General features: G+C 62.3%; 18 protein-coding genes. 10 read left to right on the forward strand and 8 right to left on the reverse strand.

Annotated elements, in window-relative coordinates:
• The first annotated feature begins 137 nt into the window (after positions 1 to 137).
• From Q0V31_RS07890 to Q0V31_RS07900, 3 genes are all read left to right on the forward strand, one after another.
• Complete coding sequence (locus tag Q0V31_RS07890; RefSeq protein WP_298186528.1) at positions 138 to 593, forward strand: hypothetical protein; 456 nt, start codon at positions 138 to 140, stop codon at positions 591 to 593.
• A gap of 31 nt (positions 594 to 624) precedes the next feature.
• On the forward strand, positions 625 to 1,725 hold the full coding sequence (locus tag Q0V31_RS07895) for a PQQ-dependent sugar dehydrogenase (protein ID WP_298186530.1): 1,101 nt from the start codon (positions 625 to 627) through the stop codon (positions 1,723 to 1,725).
• A gap of 118 nt (positions 1,726 to 1,843) precedes the next feature.
• Entirely contained in the window at positions 1,844 to 2,362 is a 519-nt protein-coding gene (locus Q0V31_RS07900) for a YgjP-like metallopeptidase domain-containing protein (protein ID WP_298186533.1), read from the forward strand.
• Here Q0V31_RS07900 and Q0V31_RS07905 read toward each other — a convergent pair.
• The 3 genes from Q0V31_RS07905 to yccS form a co-directional block, all read right to left on the reverse strand.
• On the reverse strand, positions 2,351 to 2,584 hold the full coding sequence (locus Q0V31_RS07905) for a DUF2789 domain-containing protein (RefSeq protein WP_298186535.1): 234 nt from the start codon (positions 2,582 to 2,584) through the stop codon (positions 2,351 to 2,353). The genes Q0V31_RS07900 and Q0V31_RS07905 overlap by 12 nt on opposite strands.
• A gap of 48 nt (positions 2,585 to 2,632) precedes the next feature.
• On the reverse strand, positions 2,633 to 3,115 hold the full coding sequence (locus tag Q0V31_RS07910; protein WP_298186537.1) for a GreA/GreB family elongation factor: 483 nt from the start codon (positions 3,113 to 3,115) through the stop codon (positions 2,633 to 2,635).
• Between the two features lie 85 nt (positions 3,116 to 3,200).
• Positions 3,201 to 5,378 carry a YccS family putative transporter gene (gene yccS / locus Q0V31_RS07915; protein WP_298186539.1) on the reverse strand — a complete coding sequence of 726 codons (2,178 nt, stop codon included), beginning with the start codon at positions 5,376 to 5,378 and terminating at the stop codon, positions 3,201 to 3,203.
• Between the two features lie 287 nt (positions 5,379 to 5,665).
• Between yccS and Q0V31_RS07920 the strand changes: the two genes are divergently transcribed.
• The 3 genes from Q0V31_RS07920 to Q0V31_RS07930 all read left to right on the forward strand — a co-directional run bounded on the left by Q0V31_RS07920 (position 5,666) and on the right by Q0V31_RS07930 (position 8,631).
• Positions 5,666 to 7,012, forward strand: a complete 1,347-nt coding sequence (locus Q0V31_RS07920; RefSeq protein ID WP_298190964.1) for a nodulation protein NfeD — start codon at positions 5,666 to 5,668, stop codon at positions 7,010 to 7,012.
• A gap of 2 nt (positions 7,013 to 7,014) precedes the next feature.
• Positions 7,015 to 7,767: a slipin family protein gene (locus Q0V31_RS07925; protein ID WP_298186541.1), complete on the forward strand. Its 753-nt coding sequence runs from the start codon at positions 7,015 to 7,017 to the stop codon at positions 7,765 to 7,767.
• 168 nt (positions 7,768 to 7,935) lie between these two features.
• Positions 7,936 to 8,631, forward strand: coding sequence for a glutathione S-transferase family protein (locus Q0V31_RS07930; protein WP_298186543.1), 696 nt, complete (start codon positions 7,936 to 7,938; stop codon positions 8,629 to 8,631).
• Between the two features lie 35 nt (positions 8,632 to 8,666).
• Here the strand turns inward: Q0V31_RS07930 and Q0V31_RS07935 are convergent, their stop codons facing one another.
• From Q0V31_RS07935 to Q0V31_RS07950, 4 genes are all read right to left on the reverse strand, one after another.
• Positions 8,667 to 10,493 carry an SLC13 family permease gene (locus tag Q0V31_RS07935; protein WP_298186545.1) on the reverse strand — a complete coding sequence of 609 codons (1,827 nt, stop codon included), beginning with the start codon at positions 10,491 to 10,493 and terminating at the stop codon, positions 8,667 to 8,669.
• A 92-nt stretch (positions 10,494 to 10,585) separates the two neighbouring features.
• A complete protein-coding gene (locus Q0V31_RS07940) occupies positions 10,586 to 11,770 on the reverse strand; it encodes an NAD(P)/FAD-dependent oxidoreductase (protein ID WP_298186547.1) in 1,185 nt (394 codons plus the stop codon).
• 278 nt (positions 11,771 to 12,048) lie between these two features.
• Complete coding sequence (gene dbpA / locus Q0V31_RS07945) at positions 12,049 to 13,428, reverse strand: ATP-dependent RNA helicase DbpA (protein ID WP_298186550.1); 1,380 nt, start codon at positions 13,426 to 13,428, stop codon at positions 12,049 to 12,051.
• A gap of 89 nt (positions 13,429 to 13,517) precedes the next feature.
• Positions 13,518 to 15,737, reverse strand: a complete 2,220-nt coding sequence (locus Q0V31_RS07950) for a primosomal protein N' (protein ID WP_298186553.1) — start codon at positions 15,735 to 15,737, stop codon at positions 13,518 to 13,520.
• 155 nt (positions 15,738 to 15,892) lie between these two features.
• Here Q0V31_RS07950 and rpmE point away from each other — a divergent pair, with 155 nt between their 5' ends.
• The 4 genes from rpmE to Q0V31_RS07970 all read left to right on the forward strand — a co-directional run bounded on the left by rpmE (position 15,893) and on the right by Q0V31_RS07970 (position 19,739).
• On the forward strand, positions 15,893 to 16,108 hold the full coding sequence (gene rpmE / locus Q0V31_RS07955) for a 50S ribosomal protein L31 (protein ID WP_274088969.1): 216 nt from the start codon (positions 15,893 to 15,895) through the stop codon (positions 16,106 to 16,108).
• 26 nt (positions 16,109 to 16,134) lie between these two features.
• Positions 16,135 to 16,935 (forward strand): thermonuclease family protein, encoded by an 801-nt coding sequence (locus tag Q0V31_RS07960; RefSeq protein ID WP_298190966.1) that lies wholly within the window; start codon positions 16,135 to 16,137, stop codon positions 16,933 to 16,935.
• Entirely contained in the window at positions 16,935 to 18,368 is a 1,434-nt protein-coding gene (locus tag Q0V31_RS07965; protein WP_298190972.1) for a M48 family metalloprotease, read from the forward strand. The genes Q0V31_RS07960 and Q0V31_RS07965 overlap by 1 nt, the downstream gene beginning before the upstream one ends.
• A 102-nt stretch (positions 18,369 to 18,470) precedes the next feature.
• A complete protein-coding gene (locus tag Q0V31_RS07970) occupies positions 18,471 to 19,739 on the forward strand; it encodes a malic enzyme-like NAD(P)-binding protein (protein WP_298186560.1) in 1,269 nt (422 codons plus the stop codon).
• Between the two features lie 96 nt (positions 19,740 to 19,835).
• On the opposite strand, the gene Q0V31_RS07975 is transcribed toward Q0V31_RS07970, so the two are convergent.
• Positions 19,836 to 22,250: a penicillin-binding protein 1A gene (locus tag Q0V31_RS07975; RefSeq protein WP_298186563.1), complete on the reverse strand. Its 2,415-nt coding sequence runs from the start codon at positions 22,248 to 22,250 to the stop codon at positions 19,836 to 19,838.
• Between the last annotated feature and the right edge of the window lie 87 nt (positions 22,251 to 22,337).

Consider the following 22,337-nt stretch of genomic DNA (forward strand, 5'->3'; position numbering starts at 1 on the left):
GAATACTGCGCTTGATCAGGTCTGCCTAGCGCGGCTTGAACCGGGCGGCTTGGTAAAACCATGTAAAACACCGGGCGCATACCGTTCGGCGTGCTGGTCCATACTCGGGTCACTGTTGTTTCTGGATGCCCGCCTTCATGCCGAGTAAATCACGCACCGTGCTGTACTTCCTCCTGGCTGTCCTGCTCACGAGCGTGCTGGGTGCTGTCCTGCAGACGCAGTTCAACCTGGCTAACTTGCAGGCCCTCGGCGCGCCGATACCGCTGATGGTGCGATTGCACACCACCGGCCTGGACCTGTTGGGCTTTAGCCCGACTTTCGCGGTGCTGGTGATCTGCGGTTTTGTGTTGGCCTTGCCGCTGGCGGGCCGGTTGGCGCGTAGCTGGCCGACTGCCCGCTGGCTGGTGTTTGCCCTGGCGGGGGCGCTGGCGGTGTGGTCGGCGCTGGCGTTGGCCAATGCATTGCTGCCGATGCCGACGCTGATTGCCGCCAATCGCAGCCTGGCCGGCACCGCCGGGCTGATGGCCAGTGGCAGCTTGGGTGCGCTGTTGTTTGCCGTGCTGAGACGCCCCGTCGCGTCTGCGCAATCCTGATTGATCCACTTTCGCTGAAAAGGCCTGTGCCATGCTGAAAACATCCCGCGCGCTGTTATTGCTTGGTCTGCTCGGTAGCAGCCTGGCGCACGCCATGGATTACCGCATTGAAACTGTCACCACTGGGCTGGAGCATCCCTGGTCAATGGCCTTCCTGCCGGATGGACGCATGCTGGTGACCGAGCGGGTCGGCCGCCTGCGCATTATTCAGGCGGACGGCCGCCTTAATCCACAGCCGGTTGCTGGTCTGCCCGCAGCCTTTGTCGCCGCTCAGGCGGGGCTGATGGAGGTCATGCTTGACCCGCAATTCGCCAGCAATCAGCAGCTCTACCTGAGCTACGCCTACGGCACCGCCGAGGCCAACAACACCCGTCTGGCCAAGGCGCGCCTGGTTGATGGGCAGTTGCAGGATGTCACGGTGCTGTTCAGCGCATTGCCGGCTAAAAAAGGTGCCGCGCATTACGGCGGGCGCATGGCCTTTCTCCCGGATAACACCCTGGTGCTGACCTTGGGCGATGGTTTTGACTGGCGTGAGCAGGCGCAAAATACCCGCAACCACCTCGGTAAAATCGTCCGGCTGAACCGCGATGGCAGCATTCCCCAGGACAATCCGCTGGTTGGCCAGGCGGGTGCCGCAGCGGAAATTTACAGCTGGGGGCATCGCAATGTGCAGGGCATCGTCTATGACCCGCAGTTGCAGCGCCTTTACAGCCATGAGCACGGCCCGCGCGGTGGTGATGAGCTGAACCTGATTACGCCGGGCAACAACTATGGCTGGCCGCTGATCACCTACGGCGTTGACTACAGCGGTGCGCAGATCTCGCCCTACACCGAGCTGCCAGGCTTGCAACAACCGTTGCTGCACTGGACGCCCTCGGTGGCGCCGTCGAGCCTGAGCCAGTACCGCGGTGCGTTGTTTCCACAGTGGCAGGGCGACCTGTTCGCCTCGACCCTGGCCGAACGCAGTGTGCGGCGCATCCGTCTGCAGAACGGCAAGTTAGCGGGGCAGGAGGTGTTGTTTGAGGAGCTGGGCGAGCGTATACGCGATGTCCGCGGCGGTCCGGATGGCGCGCTGTATTTGCTGACCGACAACCCTGAAGGGCGTTTGCTGCGCGTTGTCCCGAGCCAGTAGGCGTGTGCTCCTGTGGCGCTAAAAGCTGCCCCCTGCCCCCTGCCCCCTGCCCCCTGGGCCGTGCGGCTTGCGGCTTGCGGCATAATCGTCGGCCTTATTGTGCCCTGACACAGCGATCATGACCCCGCTTAAATACCTGCAAGCCTACCCCGCCGCGCTGCAAGAGAAGATCCGCCAGCTGATCGCCGAGCAGCGCCTGGGTGATTACCTGGCGCGCTCCTACAGCGGCCGGCACAACATCCAGAGTGACAAGGCGCTGTACGCCTATATCCAGGGGCTCAAGCAGGAGCACCTGCGCAATGCCCCGGCCATCGACAAAGTGCTCTATGACAATCGCCTCGACCTGACGCACCGCGCCCTCGGCCTGCACACGGCAATCTCGCGGGTGCAGGGTGGCAAGCTCAAGGCGAAGAAGGAAATACGCGTGGCCTCGTTGTTCCGTGAGGCGGCGCCGGAGTTTCTGCAGATGATCGTGGTGCACGAGTTGGCGCACCTGAAGGAGGCCGAGCACAACAAGGCCTTTTACAAGCTGTGCGAACACATGCTCCCCGGCTACCACCAGCTGGAGTTCGACCTGCGGGTTTATCTGACGTGGCGCGAGTTGCCCGGCACGGCCGGTACGCTTCTAGCCCCGTAGCATTAGGTTGAGCTGATCAACCACCTCGGCCCAGTCGGCATCTTCACTAATCTCCTCGCGCAGAAAGGCCGCCTGGGCTTTATCCCAGAACGGTGCGTCGGCGAGTTTGCAGCCTTCTGCCAGAGGTGAGTGTTGCTCGACAAAACGCTCGATGGCGGCTTCGTCATTCGCCAGGCCGAGTTGTTTGAACAGGCTGGCAAGGTCATGCGTCTGTGGGTACATGGTGGTCTCCTGAGGGTGTGCGGGGCGGCCCTTAAGTTATAGCCGCTTTCAGTCGACCGAGAGAATCTCCAACAGTTGCACGCCGCTGGCCACGCGCAGGGTGACCTCGTCGCCGACACCCTTGCCGAGCAAAATCTGCCCCAGCGGTGCGTGCGGGCCAATGACCTGCACCACCCGGCCGTCTTGCTGCAGCTTCATGGCCGCACCGTCCGGGCCGAGGAACAGGCACTGACGCCTGTCCTCGTCGTCACTCAGCTCGATCAGTGCGCCGAGTTGAATGCCCAGCTGCGGGTCAAAGCTGCGCAGCACCAGTTGCTTCCAGTTCGCCAGCGTCTGACGAATGGCCGCCGCCCGGCGGGCTTGCCCGGTAGCCAGGTAGGACGCCTCCAGGCCGAGGGTGTCGTATTTGTTTTCGGCGATGTTCTCTTTGGCGGTGGCCGTCTCGTAGGCGGTCAATGCCGCCTGCTGGGCTTGTAAACGGTCATCCTCGAGGCGGCTGAGCACCTGTTGTAGCAGTTCAGTCTTGTTCATGGCGGGCACTTTTCGGGCAGGCCTGCAGGGTAGCGGAAAAGCGCGAGTGCCGGGCCGTGTTCCTGCGCGAGGCAGCATTGGCGGATCAGCGCTGATGCTCGCCCTTGAGCAGGTGCGCAGCGAGGGTGCGCAGTGGCCCGAGCTGCCGGCAAATCAGCGCCAACTGGGTCTGCAGCAGCCGCTGCTGATCATCCAGGTTGTCGCTGAGTTGCTCCAGTTCGCTGGCCAGTTGCTCCTCGGCATCGCTGTGAATCGCCACCGGGCGTTGCTCATACAGGCAGGCGGCGATCTCCTCGAGGCTGGCGGTCAGCTGGCTGGCACTGGCCAGTAGCGGGTGCTCACTGCTGCTCAAACTGGTTTCACCGCGGTGCGCGCCGAGGCCCGAGAGATAACTCAGAAGGGTGTGCGACAGCACCAGAAAGCGGAAGCCAATATCCGCCTCCTTACGAAAATGCCCAGGCTCCATCAGCATATTGCCCAGTGCGGTCGACAGCGTGGCGTCGGCGTTGTGCGCGTTACGTCGGGCCAGGCGATAGGCCAGGTCGTCGCGCTTGCCGCTGGCGTACTGCTGGATGATCTGCTGCAGGTAACGGCTGTTGCAGCTGAGGGTGTTGGCCAACAGACGATTGAGGCGGCGGCCTTGCCAGTCCGGCAGGATCAACAGCACCGCCAGGCCAGCGATCAGACTACCCAGCAGGGTGTCGACCAGGCGTGGAATAAACAGGCCATAACCATTACCGACCTGATTGAAACAGAACAGTACCAGCAGGGTGATGGCGGCCGTGGCCAGGGTGTAGCGGCTGTTGCGCAGGGCAAAGAACGCCACCCCGGCGACCACTGCAAACAGCGCCTGCACCAGTGGGCTGGGGAACAGGTCGAACAGCGCCCAGCCGAGCAGCAGGCCGAGCACGGTGCCGCTGATACGCTGCACCAATTTGCGCCGGGTCGCGCCGTAATTCGGCTGGCAGACGAACAGTGTGGTCAGCAGAATCCAGTAGCCCTGGGTGGGGTGAATCCAGTGCAGTACGCCGTAGCCGGCGGCTAGCGCGATGGACAGACGCAGGGCGTGGCGAAACAGCAGTGAGGTGGGGGTCAGCTGCAAGCGCAGGCGCTCCCAGACATCCTTGAGTGATTGCGGCTCGCGGTCGAGCAGGCTGCTGTCCTGCTCTTCGGCCATGGCGTCGGGGTTACTGGCATTGCCCAGCAGCACATCCAGGCTGCGCAGGTTGCCGGCTAATGCGCCGAGCGAACGCAACAAGTGACGCCAGGCCGGGTTGCTCTGCAGGCGCAGGTGTTCGAGGGAGTCGTGCAGGTCGGTCAACGCCTGGCGACACAGCTCGCGGTATTCGAACGGTTGGCGCAACTCGATGGCCTGGGCGAGACGCTGGCAGGCCTCGCCATGCAAGCGCAGCAGACGTTGGCAGCGAAACAGCACATCACTGTGGAAGAACGCCTCGGCCAGCTCGTTATAGGGGTAGTGCGAGGAGCTGGCGCGTTCGTGGATGTCCTGAGCGAGGAAGTACAGCTTCAGGTAGCGGCTGACCTTAGGCCCAGGCCGGCCATTGCCGACGCGGTGCAGGATGATTTCCTTGGCGGCGTTAAGCGCCGCCACCACGCGACCGTTTTGTTTGGCCAGGGCCAGGCGGCGCTCTTCCACATCCAGTTGGCGCAAGGGTTCGAACAGCGCTGCCTTGAGCTTGAGGTACTGACCCAGCTCGCGAAACAGCCGGGCCAGGCTGTGCTGCACCGGCTGGTTGGCAAATAGCGCATTCCACAGCACCGACAGCACGCCATACCAGGCTGCTCCGGCGACCAGCAGCAGCGGCTCTTGCCACAGGCCGGCCGCGCCGCCGCGTTGCTCCACGCCAATCATGCTGTACACCGCGAGAATCAAGGTCGCTGAGCCGAGGGTGGCGTAGCGTTCGCCGAGCGCGCCAAGCATGGTCAGGGCAAAACTGGCCAATGCCAGCGCGATGACGAACAGCCAGGGGTAGGCGAACAGGAACTCCACCGTATAGGCCGCCGCGCTGAAGCAGCCGAGGGTCACCAGCAGCGCCCCCAGGCGGCCTTGCCAGCTGTCATCGGTTTCCGCCAGGGCGCTGGCGATCACCCCGAGAAACAGCGGAATCAGCGCATGCATCCAGTCCTGCGACCAGCACAGCAGCAGCGCCCCGCTGAGGGCGATAAATACCCGCAGGCTGTAGCTGAATTTGTCCTGCGCCCAAAGGCGGCGCAGCGAATGGCGGAGCGAAGGTGACGACATCAAACAGTGGCCTTGAGCATGCAGCGTACGAGGAAGACTGCAGAAGACTAATGCAATACACGGCTGCAATACACGGGCCACGCTGCATCGTGCCGCGGAAATACCAGTCAGCGCCTGCTGCGCTCGGTGAGACCCGCATGGGCTACGCTCAGTTAAGACAGCCGTGCCCCGCGAGCGGGGCTTCACGCTTGGAGGCTGTCATGGAGAGGCCTGTGAATCTTGCCGCGACCCTGGCGTTGCTACGCCACCTGTGTCTCGCCCTGGCTCTGCTACTGGTGCCGGCTTGGCTGAGTGCGACGCCAGCTGCGGTGGTCGAGCTGCGAGTCGAGGGCGTGATCGGCCCGGCCAGCGCCGATTATGTGGTGCGCGGCCTCGCGCAGGCGGTAGAGGAGGGGGCGCAGTTGGTGGTGTTGAGCATCGACACCCCGGGCGGCCTGGACAGCTCGATGCGCGACATCATCAAGGCGATCCTCGCCAGCCCGCTTCCAGTGGCCAGCTATGTCGCCCCTAGCGGTGCCCGCGCCGCCAGCGCCGGTACCTATATCCTCTATGCCAGCCATATTGCGGCGATGGCCCCCGGCACCAACCTGGGGGCGGCGACCCCGGTGCAGATCGGCGGCATGCCCAGTGCACCATCGCCACAGCCGAACCCGCCCGAGGCGAGTAAGGAGCGCGAGTCGGCCGAGCGGCCGTCAACGGGCGAAAACAGCAGCGCGCCTAGCGACACCTTGAGTAAAAAGCAGATTAACGATGCCGCGGCCTATATTCGCGGCCTGGCACAGATGCGCGGACGCAATGTCGAGTGGGCCGAGCAGGCCGTGCGCGAGGCGGTCAGCTTGTCCGCAGAGGAAGCCCTGCAACTCAAGGTGGTTGACTACCTGGCCAACGACCTGGCGCAGCTGCTCAAACAGCTGCACGGCAAATCCTTCACCGCTGCCGGCGTCAAAGTCACCCTGGATACCGAAGGTGCACTGCTTGTGACCCATGCACCCGACTGGCGCACGCGACTACTGGCGGTGATTACTAATCCCAGCGTGGCGCTGATGCTGATGATGATCGGCATTTATGGCTTGTTCTTCGAGTTCTCCAATCCAGGCACTGGGGTCGGTGGTGTGCTGGGCGGCATCTGCCTGATCCTGGCGCTCTATTCATTGCAGTTGCTGCCCGTTAACTACGCCGGTGTGGCGTTGATTCTGCTGGGTATCGCCTTTATCGCTGCCGAGGCTTTTCTGCCCAGTTTCGGTGTGCTGGGTATTGGCGGGATCGTGGCGTTCAGCTTTGGTGCGTTGATTCTGATCGACACCGATGTGCCGGGCTTCGGCATCCCGCTGCTGCTGATCCTGACCCTGGCGCTGACCAGTGCGCTGGTGATTTTCGCCATATTGAGCATGGCCATACGCGCCAGGCGCAGTGCTCTGGTTAGCGGTGATGGCGAGTTGCTCGGCAGCCTGGTGCGGATTAACACGGTCACGGCGGATAACGCCCTACGCGGCTCGGTGCACCTGCAGGGCGAAACGTGGCAAGTGATCAGTCAGGCGCCGTTACAGCCCGGTCAGCAGGTCCGGGTGTTGGCGCGTAAAGGCCTAATGCTGGAGGTGTCTGCGGCTGAAGGCATCTCGCCTACAGGAGAATAACCATGGGTTTCGAGCTGAGTTTTGTCGCTGTGGCGGTGCTGGTCATCGCCCTGCTGGTCTCGGCATTTCGCATCCTGCGTGAATACGAACGCGGTGTGGTGTTTATGCTGGGGCGGTTCTGGCGGGTCAAAGGCCCGGGCCTGATCATCATCATTCCAGGCATTCAACAGATGGTCCGCGTCGATCTACGGACCATCGTGCTGGATGTGCCGACCCAGGACGTGATCACCCGGGATAACGTCTCGGTCAAGGTCAATGCCGTGGTGTACTTTCGCGTGCTCGACCCACAGAAGGCCATCATTCAGGTCGAGGACTACCTCAAGGCGACTAGCCAACTGGCCCAGACCACGTTGCGTGCGGTGCTCGGCAAGCATGAGTTGGACGAACTGCTCGCCGAGCGCGAGCGGCTTAACGTTGATATTCAGCATGTGCTGGATGCGCAGACCGATGCCTGGGGCATCAAGGTGGCCAATGTCGAGATCAAGCATGTTGACCTTGATGAGTCGATGATTCGCGCCATCGCCAAGCAGGCCGAGGCCGAGCGTGAGCGGCGGGCCAAGATCATTCACGCCGAGGGTGAACTGCAGGCCTCGGAAAAACTCATGCAGGCGGCGGAGATGCTCGGTCGCCAATCCGGGGCCATGCAGTTGCGCTACATGCAGACCCTGAGCAACATCGCCGGCGACAAGAGCTCGACCATCGTCTTCCCGTTGCCGATCGAGCTGTTGCAAGGAATCAAGACGCCAACATCCTAAGCGTCCTCGCCTTGTGTCGAGGTTGTATTTCAGGGCGGTTAGGTTCTCAATTCGGCCGGTGATCCCTCTGCGGCCTGAAACCCTCAGTCGCCTCGGCGGCGCAGTGAGCGGGCTGCTTTTTCTGGCGCGACAGCGGAGTCGTTCGGCTCCACTGCAATGGAGATATGCATGCGTGAACTATTTGAGCTGCGCGGGGCCGACCCCGAGCTGCTGTTTTCCCCCTATTGCTGGCGCGTACGCCTGGCGCTGCTGCACAAGGGGCTGGACTTTCACAGTCGGCCGCTGCGCTTTATCGACAAGGAGCCGTTGAGCTGCTCGGGGCAGCAGCAGGTGCCGGTGCTGCGTGATGGCGACAGCGTGGTGCATGACAGCGTGGCGATCTTTCAGTACTTGGATCGCGCCTATCCTGAGCGTCCCTTGCTGGGCGAGGGAACTGCGCTGAGTCGCGCACGCTTGCTTGAGCGCCTGGTGTTTCAGGCAATGCGCAGGCCTTTGCTGAAGATCCTCGTGGTGCAGGTGCACGCGGTGATCGATGAGGCAGACAAAGACTATTTCCGCAGCACTCGCGAGAAGGCGTTGGGCGCTACGCTGGAGGCTTTCGCCGATCCCGAGGCGGGCACTGTGCAGCTACGCCAAGCCATCGCGCCGCTGGAAGCCTGGCTGGGCGAGCAGCTCTACCTGGACGGCGACAGCGCAGGCGGCAGCGATTACCTAGTCGGTGGCCTGTTCTTCTGGGCCTGGTGCCTGGGCACCCAGCCCTGGGAAACGGATTCCAACGTGGGGGCCTGGTTCCAGCGCCTGCTGACCCACTACCAGCGTGCGTGCGGGCCGGTTAAGCGCGCTTCGGCATTAGCCCAAGGCTGATGCCGGTGTCTTAAGCGCTGCTGCTGGTCTGGCCGCTAAAGCGGCCAGACCAGCAGCAGCAGCGGCACGCTGACCAGCACCACGATGATCTCCATCGGCAGGCCGAGACGCCAGTAGTCGCCGAAGCGGAAGCCGCCCGGGCTGAGAATCAGGGTGTTGTTCTGGTGGCCGATCGGGGTGAGGAATGAGCAGGACGCGCCGATTGCCACCGCCATCAACAGGGAGTCTGGGCTGACCCCGAGCTGGCTGGCCGCGCTTAAGGCGATCTGACACATCACCGCAGCGGTGGCGGCATTGTTCATAAAGTCCGAGAGGGTCATGGTCACCACCAGGATCAGCGTCAGCACCACCACCGGATTACCCTGCGCCACATGCTCCATCAGCAGGCGCGCCAGCAGGTCGGCCGCGCCAGTCGCGGACATCGCTCCGGCGACTGGAATCATGGCGCCGAGCAGGACGATCACTGGCCAGTCGATGGATTGATAGAGCAGGCGCAGGGGCACGATGCGCGCCACCATAAACACCAGCACGCCGGCGGCGAAGGCGACTGCCGCCGAGAGCACACCGAACGCGGCAAGGATCACGGCCAGCAGCATCACCCCGGCGGCGAAACTGGCCTGGGCGGGGTTAGGAATGCTGATGGCGCGGTCGGCCAGCGGCACGCAGGCATAGTCGCTGGCAAAGTCATGGATATCGGCCAGCTCGCCCTGCATGAGCAGCACGTCGCCGCGTTCGAACTGGGTCGAGCGCAGGCGCTTGATCGAGCGGTGACTCTGCCGCGAGATCGCCAGCAGGTTGATGTTGTAGCGGTGGCGCAAACGGATATTGCTGGCCGCCAAACCAATCAGTTGGGAGTCCGGGCGTACCAGCAACTCCTGCAGCACCCGGTCTTCATGATGGCTGTCTTTCTTTTCGTCCGCTTTGCTCTTGGTTGAGTCGGTTTTGTCGTCCTTGTCCTCATCTGGCGTGGCCTGTTTAGCGGCCTCGAGCTTCAAGCCGAGCTTGCTGAGCACCTCGCCGAGGACTTCAGGTTCGGCCTCGATCATCAACACGTCATCGGCCTGGAGGATGCGCCGCGGGTTAGGGGCCGATAAACGCAGCTTGTTACGCACCATGCCTACCACTTGGGCGTCGGCCTCTTCTAGCAGCTGTTCGACCTCGCGCAGGCTCTTGCCAACGGCCTTGGCGCCTTCCTTGACCCGCGCCTCGGTAATGTAGGTGCCGGTATCAAAGCTGGCGACTCCAGCGACTTCCCTGCGCGGCACCAGCCGCCAGCCGACCAGGCTAATAAACAGTACGCCGGCCAGGGCGACGGCCACCCCCACCGGGCTGAAATCGAACATGGCGAACGGGCCGGCACCGCTCTGTGCGCGGAAGCTCGACACGATCAAGTTGGGTGGTGTGCCGATCAACGTGGTCATGCCACCCAGAATGGTGCCAAAGGCCAGCGGCATCAGCAGGCGTCCGGGTGGCAGCTCTTGCTTGCTGGCGATCTTCAGGGCAATCGGCATCAGCAGGGCGAGTGCGCCGACGTTGTTCATAAAGGCCGATAACACCGCGCCGAGCCCGGTCAGTGCGGCGAGCGAGAGCATGGGCCCGGCATTGGCGGGTAATACCCGTTGCGCCATGGCGTCCACTACTCCGGTTCTCTGCAAGCCGAAGCTGAGTACCAGCACGCAGGCTACGGTAATGACCGCCGGATGGCCGAAGCCGGTAAAAGCCTCCTGATCCGGCACCAGGCCGGTGATTACACAGGCCAGCAGGGCCCCGAGTGCGACTATGTCATGCCGCCAGCGGCCCCACAGAAACAAGCCCATGGTGGCGGCGAGGATGGCGAAGATCAGCCCTTGGTCTTGGCTCATGCGAGGAAGCAATCCTTAGAAATGGGTCACTGGAGGCAGTGGCTTAGCAAAACACGCCTGGCGCGTCGGGTACATCACCTACTCGCGCAGGCTCAAGCATATTGCGCCGCCGCGTAGCCCGAGGCCCAGGCCCATTGGAAATTGAAACCGCCCAAATGACCACTGACGTCGAGCACCTCACCGACAAAATACAGCCCTGGTGATTTTAGCGATTCCATGGTTTTTGATGAGACCTCGCGGGTGTCGACGCCACCCAAGGTGACTTCGGCGGTGCGGTAGCCCTCGGTACCGGCCGGCACCAGCTGCCAGTCGCCGAGCTGTTCGGCAATCGCCTTGAGTTCGCCATGGGTATATTGCTTCAGCGGCTTGGAGGCGAACCAGTTGTCCGCCAGCAGCCCGGCCATCTTCTTGGTGAAGAGTTCAGCCAGCAGGGTTTTCAGCTCGCTGTTGGGGCGTTCGCGTTGCTGCTGCGTCAGCCACTCAGGCAGGTCGATGTGCGGCAGCAGGTTGATGCTGATGGCGTCCCCGGGTTGCCAGAATGAGGAAATCTGCAAGATCGCCGGGCCGCTGAGGCCGCGGTGAGTAAACAGGATATTTTCCTTGAAGCTCTGGCCGTTGCAGCTCACCAGGCAGTCTTCCACCGAGGTGCCGGACAGCTCGGTGCACAGCGCCTTTAGTTGTGGGTCGGTAATGGTGAAGGGCACCAGGCCAGCACGGGTTGGCAGCAGGCTGTGGCCGAACTGCTTGGCCACCTGATAGCCGAAGCCGGTAGCGCCGAGCGTTGGAATCGACAGACCGCCGGTGGCGATCACCAAGGACTCGCAGCGCACCGCGCCAGCGCTGGTCTGTAACTGATAGCCGCTGTCCAGTTTGGCAATCTCGTGGACCGAGGTGTCCAGGCGCAGCTCGACGCCGGCGTCAGCGCACTCGCTGAGCAGCAGGCCGAGAATGTCGCTGGATTTGTTGTCGCAGAACAGCTGGCCGAGTTTCTTCTCGTGGTACGGCACACCGTGCTTGGCCACCAGGCCGATAAAGTCCCACTGGGTGTAACGCGCCAGGGCGGATTTGCAGAAGTGTGGGTTTTCCGAGAGAAAGTTGCTGGGTTCGCTGTACATATTGGTGAAGTTACAGCGCCCACCACCGGACATCAGGATCTTCTTGCCGGCTTTGTTGGCGTGATCCAGCAGCAGCACCTGGCGGCCGCGCGCGGCCGCCGTCAGCGCGCACATAAGCCCGGCGGCACCGGCTCCGATAATCACGACCTGGGGTGTAAGCACGACTATTTCCTCAACATGCGGCGCGCGCCAAGGCTGGCGCAAAACAGCGCGCATCTTAACTGATGGCTGTGCGGCTGGCAGCGTTTCGGCCGGTGCTTACCACCAGCAGTTACACCTACAGCGCAGGTTGTAGGCGTAATACAGACGCAAGTCAGCGTGGTGCCGCACGCTGCCTCGCCAAGACAGCTTGCTGGCGTGGCGTAAGACAGCGAAAACCCGCATGAGAAGGCTGTCAGCGCGGCCGCGTCGCCGCACCGAGGTCGTTTTTACACCGGTAATTACAGGGCGCGCACGCGCAGCGAGCGACCCTTGATCTTGCCTTCACTGAGGCACTTGAGCGCCCGCACGGCCACGCTGCGCTCAACGGCGACATAAGCCTGGAAGTCGAAGATAGCGATCTTGCCGACCTGCGCGCCGGGGATGCCAGTCTCGCCAGTGAGGGCGCCGAGAATGTCGCCGGGGCGCAATTTGTCTTTGCGTCCCGCGCCGATGCACAGCGTAGTCATGGGCGGCTGCAACGGTGCGCCGCCCTGGTGCTTCAGGCTGCTCAGCGGGTGCCAGTTGAGCGGCGCCCGTTGCAGGGTTTCGATGGCCTGGGCACGGTGGCCTTCGGCCGGGGCAACCAGGCTCATGGCCAGGCCTTTCTCGCCGGCACGACCGGTACGGCCGACGCGGTGAATGTGGATTTCCGAATCGCGTGCCAGTTCGACGTTGATCACCATGTCCAGGGCGTCGATATCCAGGCCGCGCGCGGCCACATCGGTGGCCACCAGTACGGAGAGGCTGCGGTTGGCAAACATCGCCAGCACCTGGTCGCGGTCACGCTGCTCCAGGTCACCGTTCAGCGCGGCGGCCGAGATGCCTTTGGCGGTCAGGTGGTCGACCACTTCCTGGCACTGCTGCTTGGTGAAGCAGAAGGCCACGCAGGACTGTGGGCGGTAGCAGTTGAGCAGCTTGACCACGGCCTCCATGCGCTCTTCAGGGGCGATCTCGTAGAAGCGTTGCTCGATCTGCGTGTCGTCGTGCAACGCATCGGCCTTGACCTGCTGCGGGTCGCGCATAAAGGTCGCGGACAGCTGCTTGATGCCGCTCGGATAAGTGGCGGAGAACAACAGGGTCTGCCGGCGTGTCGGGGTTTGGCTGATGATCTCGGCGATGCTGTCGTAGAAGCCCATGTCGAGCATGCGGTCGGCTTCATCGAGGACCAGGGTGTTGAGGCCGTCGAGTTTCAGCGTGCCCTTGCTCAGGTGTTGCTGAATGCGCCCAGGGGTGCCGACGATGATTTGCGCGCCGTGTTCCAGCGAGCCGATTTGCGGGCCGAACGGCACGCCGCCACACAGGGTGAGAATCTTGATGTTGTCGGCCGAGCGCGCCAGGCGGCGCAGCTCTTTGGCCACTTGGTCGGCCAACTCGCGGGTTGGGCAGATCACCAGCGCCTGGCAACCGAAGTAGCGTGGGTTGAGCGGGTTGAGCAGGCCAATACCAAACGCGGCGGTCTTGCCGCTGCCGGTCTTGGCCTGGGCAATCAGGTCCATGCCCTTGAGCATTACCGGCAGGCTCTGCGCTTGAATCGGAGTCATCTCGGTGTAACCGAGGGACTCGAGGTTCGCCAGCATGGCGGGGGAAAGCGGCAGAGAAGAAAAAGCGGTGTTGGTCACGGTACAGGCCTGCTAAACGAAATGGCGTGCAGTGTAACAGGCTGGGCAGCAGGCCTCGTTGCTAACAGCTGGTCGGTGCGCAGCCGGTTCTAGAACAGGTCGATCGGATCGACGTCGAGCGACCAGCGCACTGCACGGCCGCTGGGCATCTGTTCCAGGGCCAGCATCCAGCTGTTGAGCAGGCGGTGCAGCGGCGCGCGGGCGTTGGCCTGCAGTAGTAACTGCGCGCGGTAGCGGCCGGCGCGGCGTTCCATCGGTGCGGGAACGGGGCCGAGCAGTTCAATGCCGCTGAGCTGCAGTTCGCCGAGGAGCAGCTCCGCTTCTGTGCAGGCATCGTCGAGAAACCCTTCGGCCTGCCCGGGGTTATGCGCTTCGGCGCGCAGCAGGGCGAGATGGCAGAACGGCGGCAGGCCCGCGCCACGGCGTTCGCTGAGGGCTTGTTCGGCGAAGGCGAAGTAGCCTTGTTCGGTCAGCTGCACCAATAACGGATGGTCGGCCAGGTGGCTCTGGATAATCACCTTGCCCGGCTCCTCGGCGCGCCCGGCGCGGCCGGCGACCTGCACGATCAGCTGGGCCATGCGCTCGCTGGCGCGGAAATCCGCGGAAAACAGCCCGCCGTCAGCATCCAGAATCGCCACCAGGGTGACGCGGGGGAAGTGGTGGCCCTTGGCGAGCATCTGCGTGCCGACCAGGATGCACGGTTCACCGCGCTGCACGGTGTTGAACAGCGTGGTCATGGCCTCTTTACGTGAGGTGCTGTCGCGATCGACGCGCAGCACCGGCACGTCCGGGAACAACGTCTCCAGACGCTCTTCCGCACGCTCAGTGCCGGCCCCCACCGGACGCAGGTCGACGTTGTTGCACTTCGGACAGTTGCTCGGCTGGCGCTCGGCGTGCCCGCAGTGATGGCAGCGCAGCTCGCGTGAGCGCTGGTGCACGGTCATCCGCGCATCGCAACGCGGGCATTCCGATAGCCAGCCGCAGTCATGGCACAGCAGGGTCGGGGCGAAGCCACGGCGGTTGAGGAACACCAGCACCTGCTGACCCGCTTGCAGGGTCTGGGCGATGGCTTGTTGCATCGGCCCGGAGATGCCGGAATCCAGCGGTCGGCTTTTCACGTCCAAACGCAGAAAACGCGGCTGCTTGGCCCCGCCGGCACGCTCGCGCAGGTGCAGCAGGGCGTAGCGGCCGTTATGGGCGTTGTGCAGGCTCTCCAGCGAGGGCGTGGCCGAACCGAGCACAATCGGGATGTTCTCTTGATGGGCGCGCACCACGGCCAGGTCGCGGGCGTGATAGCGCAGGCCCTCTTGCTGCTTATAAGAGGCGTCGTGTTCTTCATCGATGATGATCAGCCCCGGCCGCTGCATGGGGGTGAACAGTGCCGAGCGGGTGCCGATGATGATGTCGGCTTCGCCATCGCGGGCGGCCAGCCAGGCGTCCAAGCGTTCACGGTCATTGACTGCCGAATGCAGCAGGGCGATGCGCGCATTGAAACGCTGCTCGAAGCGCGCCAAGGTCTGCGGGCCGAGGTTGATTTCCGGGATCAGCACCAGGGCCTGCTTGCCGGCCTCCAGGGTTTCGCGGATCAGCTGTAGGTACACCTCGGTCTTGCCGCTGCCGGTGACGCCGGCCAAGAGAAAGGCGTTGAAGCTGTCGAGGCCCGAGCGGATCGCTTCGGTGGCAGCGCGTTGCTCGGCATTCAGCGGCAGTTCCGGCTGTGCCAGCCACTTGGCGTGGCGCTCGCTGGGGGCATGACGGCGCACGTCGACCTGCACCAGACCTTTCTCCAACAGCAGGTCGAGGCTGTCCTTGTTCAGTTGCAGTTTGCTCAGCAGTGCGTGAGCGACGCCATGCGGGTGCTGCGCGAGGGTTTGCAGCGCCTCACGCTGGCGCGGTGCGCGACTCAGGCGAGGGTCATCGAGCTGTGCGCCCTCGACGACGGACCAGAAGCGCTGCTGGCGCACTTCCGCCGGTTCGCCCTGGCGCAGCAGCACCGGCAGCGCCCAGTTCAGGGTGTCGCCGAGGCTGTGCTGGTAGTACTGCGCGGTCCACAGGCACAGTTTGAACAACGCCGGCGGCAGCGGTGATTGGGCGTCGAGCAGCTGCAGGGCAGGCTTGAGTTTGTCCGCCGGCACCTCGCTGTGATCCGTCACCTCAATCAGAATACCGATCATCTCGCGCCGCCCGAACGGCACGCGCAGCCGCGCGCCCGGCTGCAGCGCGCTGCGCGCTACCCCGGCGGGGGCGCGGTAGTCGAACAGGCGGCGCAGAGGCGAGGGCAAGGCGAGGCGCAGAATGACGTCGGGCACGCAAAGGCTCCAGCGGAAAGGGCAGGATCTTAGCACGCAGCCAGTCGACGGCCGGCCTTGCGTCACTGCTGTGAGCTGGTATTATCGCCGGCCTAATTCCGCGCGGTACCTGACAATAGTGTCTGGTGGCGGCGTGACAGCCCTGAGGAATCACCATGAAAGCCGATATCCACCCGAACTATGTAGCCATCACCGCCACTTGCAGCTGTGGCAACGTGATTGAAACTCGCTCCACCCTGGGCAAAGCACTGCCTCTGGACGTGTGCAACGAGTGCCACCCGTTCTACACCGGTAAGCAGAAAATGCTGGATACCGGCGGCCGTGTTGATCGCTTCAAGCAGCGTTTCGGCATGTTCGGCGCCAAGCAGTAAGCTTGCGCGCAGCGCCGCAGACCCGCATGGGTTGCACCGCGCTACTGAAAAAGGCGTCCCTAGTGGGCGCCTTTTTTGTGTGCGGCATTTATCTCGATGCCGCGCTGGCGTTGTGCCCCGCACCGGGCAATTTGCCGAGCGTCACGGTGCAGCGCGTGGTGGACGGCGACACCTTGCGCCTGGCCGACGGCCGTTCTGTCCGCTTGATCGGCCTGAATACGCCGGAGTTGGGCCGTCAGGGGCGCAGCGCTGAGCCCTTTGCCGAGCAGGCCCGCCAGCGCTTGCAGGCGTTGCTGGCGGCCAGTGACGGGCGCGTCGCCTTACAAGTCGGCCAGCAGGGTAAAGATCATTACGGGCGCACCCTGGCGCATGTTTATGACAACCGTGGCCGCAATCTGGAAGCACAGTTGCTCAGCGAAGGCTTGGGCTATCAGGTGGCTGTGACGCCTAATCTGGCTTTGGTGCGCTGCCAGCAAGCTGCCGAACGCAGTGCGCGGCAGGCGCGTGCTGGGCTCTGGCGGCGCTCGCCCGTGCAAGCGCCCGCGCAGCTGAAACAGGGTGGTTTTGCCTTGGTGCAGGGGCGTATTAAGCGTATCGAAGGCAATGGCGCCGGGTTGTGGCTGGAGATGGCTGACGGCCTGGTGCTGCATATCGCCCGCCGTGCGCTGGACAATTTTGACCGGCGCGCTGTCCAAGGGCTTGAGGGGCGTCAGGTCGAAGCCCGTGGTTGGGTGATTGATCGCGCCAAACGTGGCGGTTTGCGTAAGGCTCAGGCGCGCTGGATGCTACCGTTGACGGACAAGTCCATGTTGGAGGTGCTGCCATGATCATGCGTATATGGTTATTACTGGTGTTGCTGCAATTGGCCGGGTGCGCGGTTAATCCAGCCACTGGGCAAAGCAACTTCGTGATGATGAGCGAGCAGCAAGAGCTCGACCTCGGTCGCCGCTACAACCAGCAGATCCTCAAAGAAAACCCGCGTTACGCCGACGAAAAACTGCAGGCCTACGTACAGCAGGTCGGTGAGCGGGTGGCCAAGTACAGCCACCGTAGCCAGTTGGCCTATCAGTTCACCGTGGTCGACAGTCCGGATATCAACGCCTTTGCCTTGCCGGGCGGCTACATCTATATCCATCGCGGGCTGCTCGCCTATCTCAGTTCTGAGGCCGAGTTGGCGGCCGTGCTGGGCCATGAAGTGGGCCACGTAACTGCGCGGCACAGCGTTCAGCAGCAAAGCCAGTCCACCGCCTGGGGGCTGCTTGGTCAGGCCGTGGCAATTGGCACGGGCGTCGGTGCGGCCGCTGATGTCACCGGGGCATTGGGCGGCGCTATTGTGCGCGGCTATGGTCGTGACATGGAGCTTGAGGCGGACGGCCTGGGCGCGCAGTACTTGGCGCGCAGCGGTTATGACCCGCAGGCGATGATCGAAGTGGTCAAGGTGCTGAAAAACCAGGAAGACTTCGCGCGCGACCAGGCCGCGGAGCGCGGTGAGGCGCAGCCTGCCGGCGGTTATCACGGAGTTTTTGATACACACCCGGATAACGACCGCCGCCTGCAACAGGTGCTGGGTCCGGCGCGTGCCTTGGCCACTGGCCAGCAGGAGGTTAATCGCGAAGCCTTTCTCAAGCGCCTGGAAGGTTTGCCTTTTGGTGACTCCGCTGAAACCGGTGTACGTCGTGGTCAGCGTTTCTACCATGCGCCGCTGAACTTTACCCTGGCTTACCCAAAGGGCTGGACGCTGATCAATCGCCCGGACGCGCTGATCGGGCATACCGCCGATCAGCAGGCGTTTATCGCGATGACGCTGGAAGCTAACCCGCAGCAGCTAGCGCCCGCGCAGTTGCTCCGCCAGCGCGCGGGCAATCAGCGCCTGGTGGCAGGCGTCGAGTTACAGCAGGCCGGTCTACAGGGCTACAGCGCGGTAATTCCGGGTAACGCGGCCAAGCGCGTGGCGATCATTCAGCACGGCGCACAGTCATATTTGTTTGTTGCGGCGGTGCGTGGGCGGGCCGCGCTGGAAAGCCAGGATGAGCAGTTTTTAAGCGTGATCAAAAGCTTTCGGCCGATGAGCCGTGCCGAGCGTAAAGAGGCGCAGCCGTTGCGCTTGCACATGGTCAAGGTCAAGTCCGGGCAAACCCTTGAGGCGCTGGCCAAAGGCAGTAAATTGCCGGGTGATACGCTGAAGGCGCTGCGCTTGTTGAATAACCTCTATCCGTCAGGTCAGCCGCGTGCGGGCGATTGGCTGAAGGTCGTGCGCTAGGGCCTGCGTGCGTATCCGGACTTAGCAGTCTTGTGCAGTTGTATACAACTTGCGTATCCTCGGCCGCCTGCCTGTTCAACAGCCCAAAGCGGAAATGCCCATATGTCTGATTTGAAAACAGCCGCTCTCGAGTATCACGCTAAGCCCCGCCCGGGTAAGCTGAGTGTCGAGTTAACCAAGCCCACCGCAACCGCACGCGACCTGGCTCTGGCTTATAGCCCGGGCGTCGCTGAGCCTGTGCGCGAAATCGCGCGTGATCCGGAGTTGGCGTATCGCTACACCGGCAAAGGCAACCTGGTGGCAGTCATTTCTGACGGTACCGCGATTCTCGGTCTCGGTGACCTCGGTCCGTTGGCGTCCAAGCCGGTTATGGAAGGTAAAGGCGTGCTATTCAAGCGCTTTGCCGGTATCGACGTATTCGACATCGAAGTCGAGTCCGAGAGCCCGCAGGCTTTTATCGACACCGTGCGCCGTATCTCCATCACCTTCGGCGGTATCAACCTGGAAGACATCAAGGCACCTGAGTGCTTTGAAATTGAACGCACGCTGATCGAACAGTGCGATATTCCGGTGTTCCACGATGACCAGCACGGCACTGCGATCGTGACTGCTGCGGGTATGCTCAATGCGCTGGAAATCGCCGGCAAAACCCTGCCAGAAGCCAAGGTTGTGTGCCTGGGGGCTGGCGCTGCCGCGATCTCTTGCATGCGCTTGCTGGTGAGCATGGGGGCCAAGGTTGAGAACATCTTTATGATCGACCGCAAAGGCGTGATCCACGCCGGCCGTGACGATCTGAACCAGTACAAGGCGGTATTCGCCAGCGAAACCAGCAAACGAACCCTGTCTGACGCGCTGGAAGGCGCTGATGTGTTCGTCGGGCTGTCCGGTGCCAACCTGCTGGCGCCTGCCGACCTCAAGCGCATGGCTGCCAACCCAATCGTCTTCGCCTGCTCCAACCCGGATCCGGAAATCAAGCCGGAGCTGGCCCATGAAGTGCGTGATGACGTGATCATGGCCACCGGTCGTTCCGATTACCCGAACCAGGTCAACAACGTACTGGGCTTCCCGTTTATCTTCCGTGGTGCTCTGGACGTTCGCGCGACCCGCATCAACGAAGAAATGAAGATCGCTGCGGCCCTGGCCCTGCGTGATCTGGCCAAGCTGCCGGTGCCGCAGGAAGTCTGTGACGCTTACGGCGGCATCTCCCTGTCGTTCGGTCGTGAGTACATCATTCCGAAGCCAATGGACCCACGCCTGATCACTGTGGTCTGCGATGCGGTTGCCAAGGCGGCGATTGAAAGTGGTGTGGCGACGCTGCCCTATCCGAAGAACTACCCGTTGCAGTCGGTTAATGACGTGTTCAACGGCTAAGCGCTCGGCACCCAAGCAATAAAAAACCCGCTACGGCGGGTTTTTTATTGCTGCTATTTCGGCTTTAACAGGCCACTTGCTTGGGCGCTAGCAGCTTTAGAACAGGTCGATCGGAGCGACTTGATCGGCGGGCAGTGGGCTGCCTGGGATATACATGCCAGGCTCAAACTCACCCATGGGTGGCGGTGAGTCTTCACTCTTGAACAGCTCGAAGTAAGCATTCGGTGTATCGGGCGTGGCTGCCCGGCCGCTGTGAGGGTCGATGCGCAGGCTCAGGATGCCTTCAGGTTCTGGCAGTACGTGGCTGGGCTTGTCCTTCAATGCGGCGGCCATGTAACTCATCCAGATCGGCAGGGCCACGGTGCCGCCATATTCATTACGACCAAGGCTTTCCGGCTGATCGAAGCCGGCCCAGACGGTGGTGATGTAGTCGGCGTTATAGCCGGAGAACCAGCTATCTTTCGACTCGTTGGTGGTGCCGGTTTTGCCCGCCAGGTCGTCTCGACCCAGTGCCATGGCACGACGACCGGTGCCGCGCTTGATCACGTCCTGAAGCAGGCTGGTCATGATGTAAGCCGTGCGCTCGTCAATGATCTGCTCGGCAAGCACTGGCTCAGGCAGTGCTTGCTCATCGCCATTGAGTTGTTCGGTGTTGCCACGCTCAGCTCGCAAGGTAGCGCTTGCCGGTGTCTGCGCCGGGTTGGCGTTGAACAGCTGCTTACCGGTGCGGTCCTCGATCCGCTCAATCAGATACGGCTCGGTTTTGTAGCCGCCGCTGGCAAAAACACTCCAGCCCTCGGCAATTTCCATTGGCGTTAGGCTGGCGGTGCCTAGGGCCAGGGATAGATTGGGCGGCAGGTCCTTTTTCTCAAAGCCGAAGCGCTCGATATAGCTCAGGGTGCTGTCGATGCCGAGGTCTTGCAGCAGGCGAATGGAAACCAGGTTACGTGAGCGGTACAGCGCTTCACGCAGGCGGATCGGGCCGAGGAAGGTGTTGTTGTCATTCTTCGGCCTCCAGACCTGCGACTGGGGGTCTTCAGCGAACACGATCGGCGCGTCATTCACTAGGGTGGCGGCGGTATAGCCTTTATCCAGCGCGGCGCTATAAACAAAGGGTTTGAAGCTTGAACCCGGCTGCCGCTTGGCCTGTACGGCGCGGTTGTAGTTACTCTGCTCGAAGGAGAAACCGCCGACCAGCGCGCGAATTGCGCCATTGTCGGGGTCTAGCGATACCAGTGCGCTCTGCGCTGCGGGCAGTTGCACGAAGCGCAGGCTATCGTCGGCTTGGCGTTGCACGCGGATCAGGTCGCCGATCTGGCTCACATCCGCAGGCTGCTGTGGTCGTGGGCCAATGCTGTTGGTGTTAAGGAAGGGGCGCGCCCATTTCATGCTGTCCCAGGCCACGGCGTGTTCCTCGCCGTTACGCAGCAGGACCATGATGCCGCTTTTCTCAACGCTCGTGACAATGGCCGGCTCCAGGCCGCCAAGAGATGTCTGTTTGTTCAGCTCGCTCAGCCAATGTTCTTTGGTCATGCCCGGCAGGCGGCTTTCCGGGCCGCGATAACCGTGGCGTTGGTCGTAACTGATCAGCCCTTCACGAACCGCGTTATTGGCAGCCTGTTGTAGGTCGCTGGGCACCGTAGTGGTGACGTTGAATCCCTCGGTGTACGCCTCGCTGCCGTAGCGGCCGACCATTTCCGCGCGTGCCATTTCGGCAATATAAGGAGCGACTAATTCTGGCGTCGGCACGTGGTAACTGACATTGATTGGTTCGGCCAGCGCTTCTTCGTAGTGCTGCTTATCGATGCGTCCAAGGCTGTACATCCGTCCGAGAATCCAGTCACGGCGCTCCATCGAGCGGGCTGGGTTGACTAGGGGGTTGAACCGCGAAGGGGCTTTAGGCAGGCCGGCAATCATTGCCATTTGCGCAAGACTGGTCTCGCGAATGGACTTGCCGTAATAAACCTGAGCGGCGGCCTCAATACCATAGGCGCGATTGCCCAGGTAAATCTTGTTCACATAAAGTTCAAGAATTTCGTCTTTACTGAGCTCTCGCTCAATTTGCAGGGCTAGAAGTATCTCATTGATCTTGCGCGAAAAACTTTTCTCACTGGTGAGGAAAAAGTTCTTCGCCACCTGCATGGTAATAGTGCTGCCGCCGGATTGAATCTGCCCGCTTTTCAAGATTTGCGTTGCAGCGCGCATCAGGCTGCTAAGGTCGACGCCATAATGATTGGCAAAGTTATCATCCTCAGCGGACAGCAGCGCGCCGATGAAATCCTCGGGGATGTCGGCGAAGGCAATGGGCGAGCGCCGCATTTCGCCGAACTCAGCAATCAGCTTGGCGTCACTGCTGTAGACGCGCAGGGGGATCTGCAGCTGGATGCTGCGCAACGATTCGACGGATGGGAGGCTGGGGCTAAGATAGAGGAAGGCTCCGCTGAAACTGAGCACCACGCCACAAAAAGCGGCGAGGCAAGACCAGCAAAGAAAACGCAAAAGACGCATCAAGATGTTTGGATTTCCAGATAAAAGAATGGGTTAAGCGAAACATAAGGTTAAAAGAGAAAAACTGATCACATTATAAGCGGGTTTTTT

It is taken from the genome of uncultured Pseudomonas sp., assembly GCF_943846705.1.
Taxonomy (GTDB): Bacteria; Pseudomonadota; Gammaproteobacteria; order Pseudomonadales; family Pseudomonadaceae; genus Aquipseudomonas.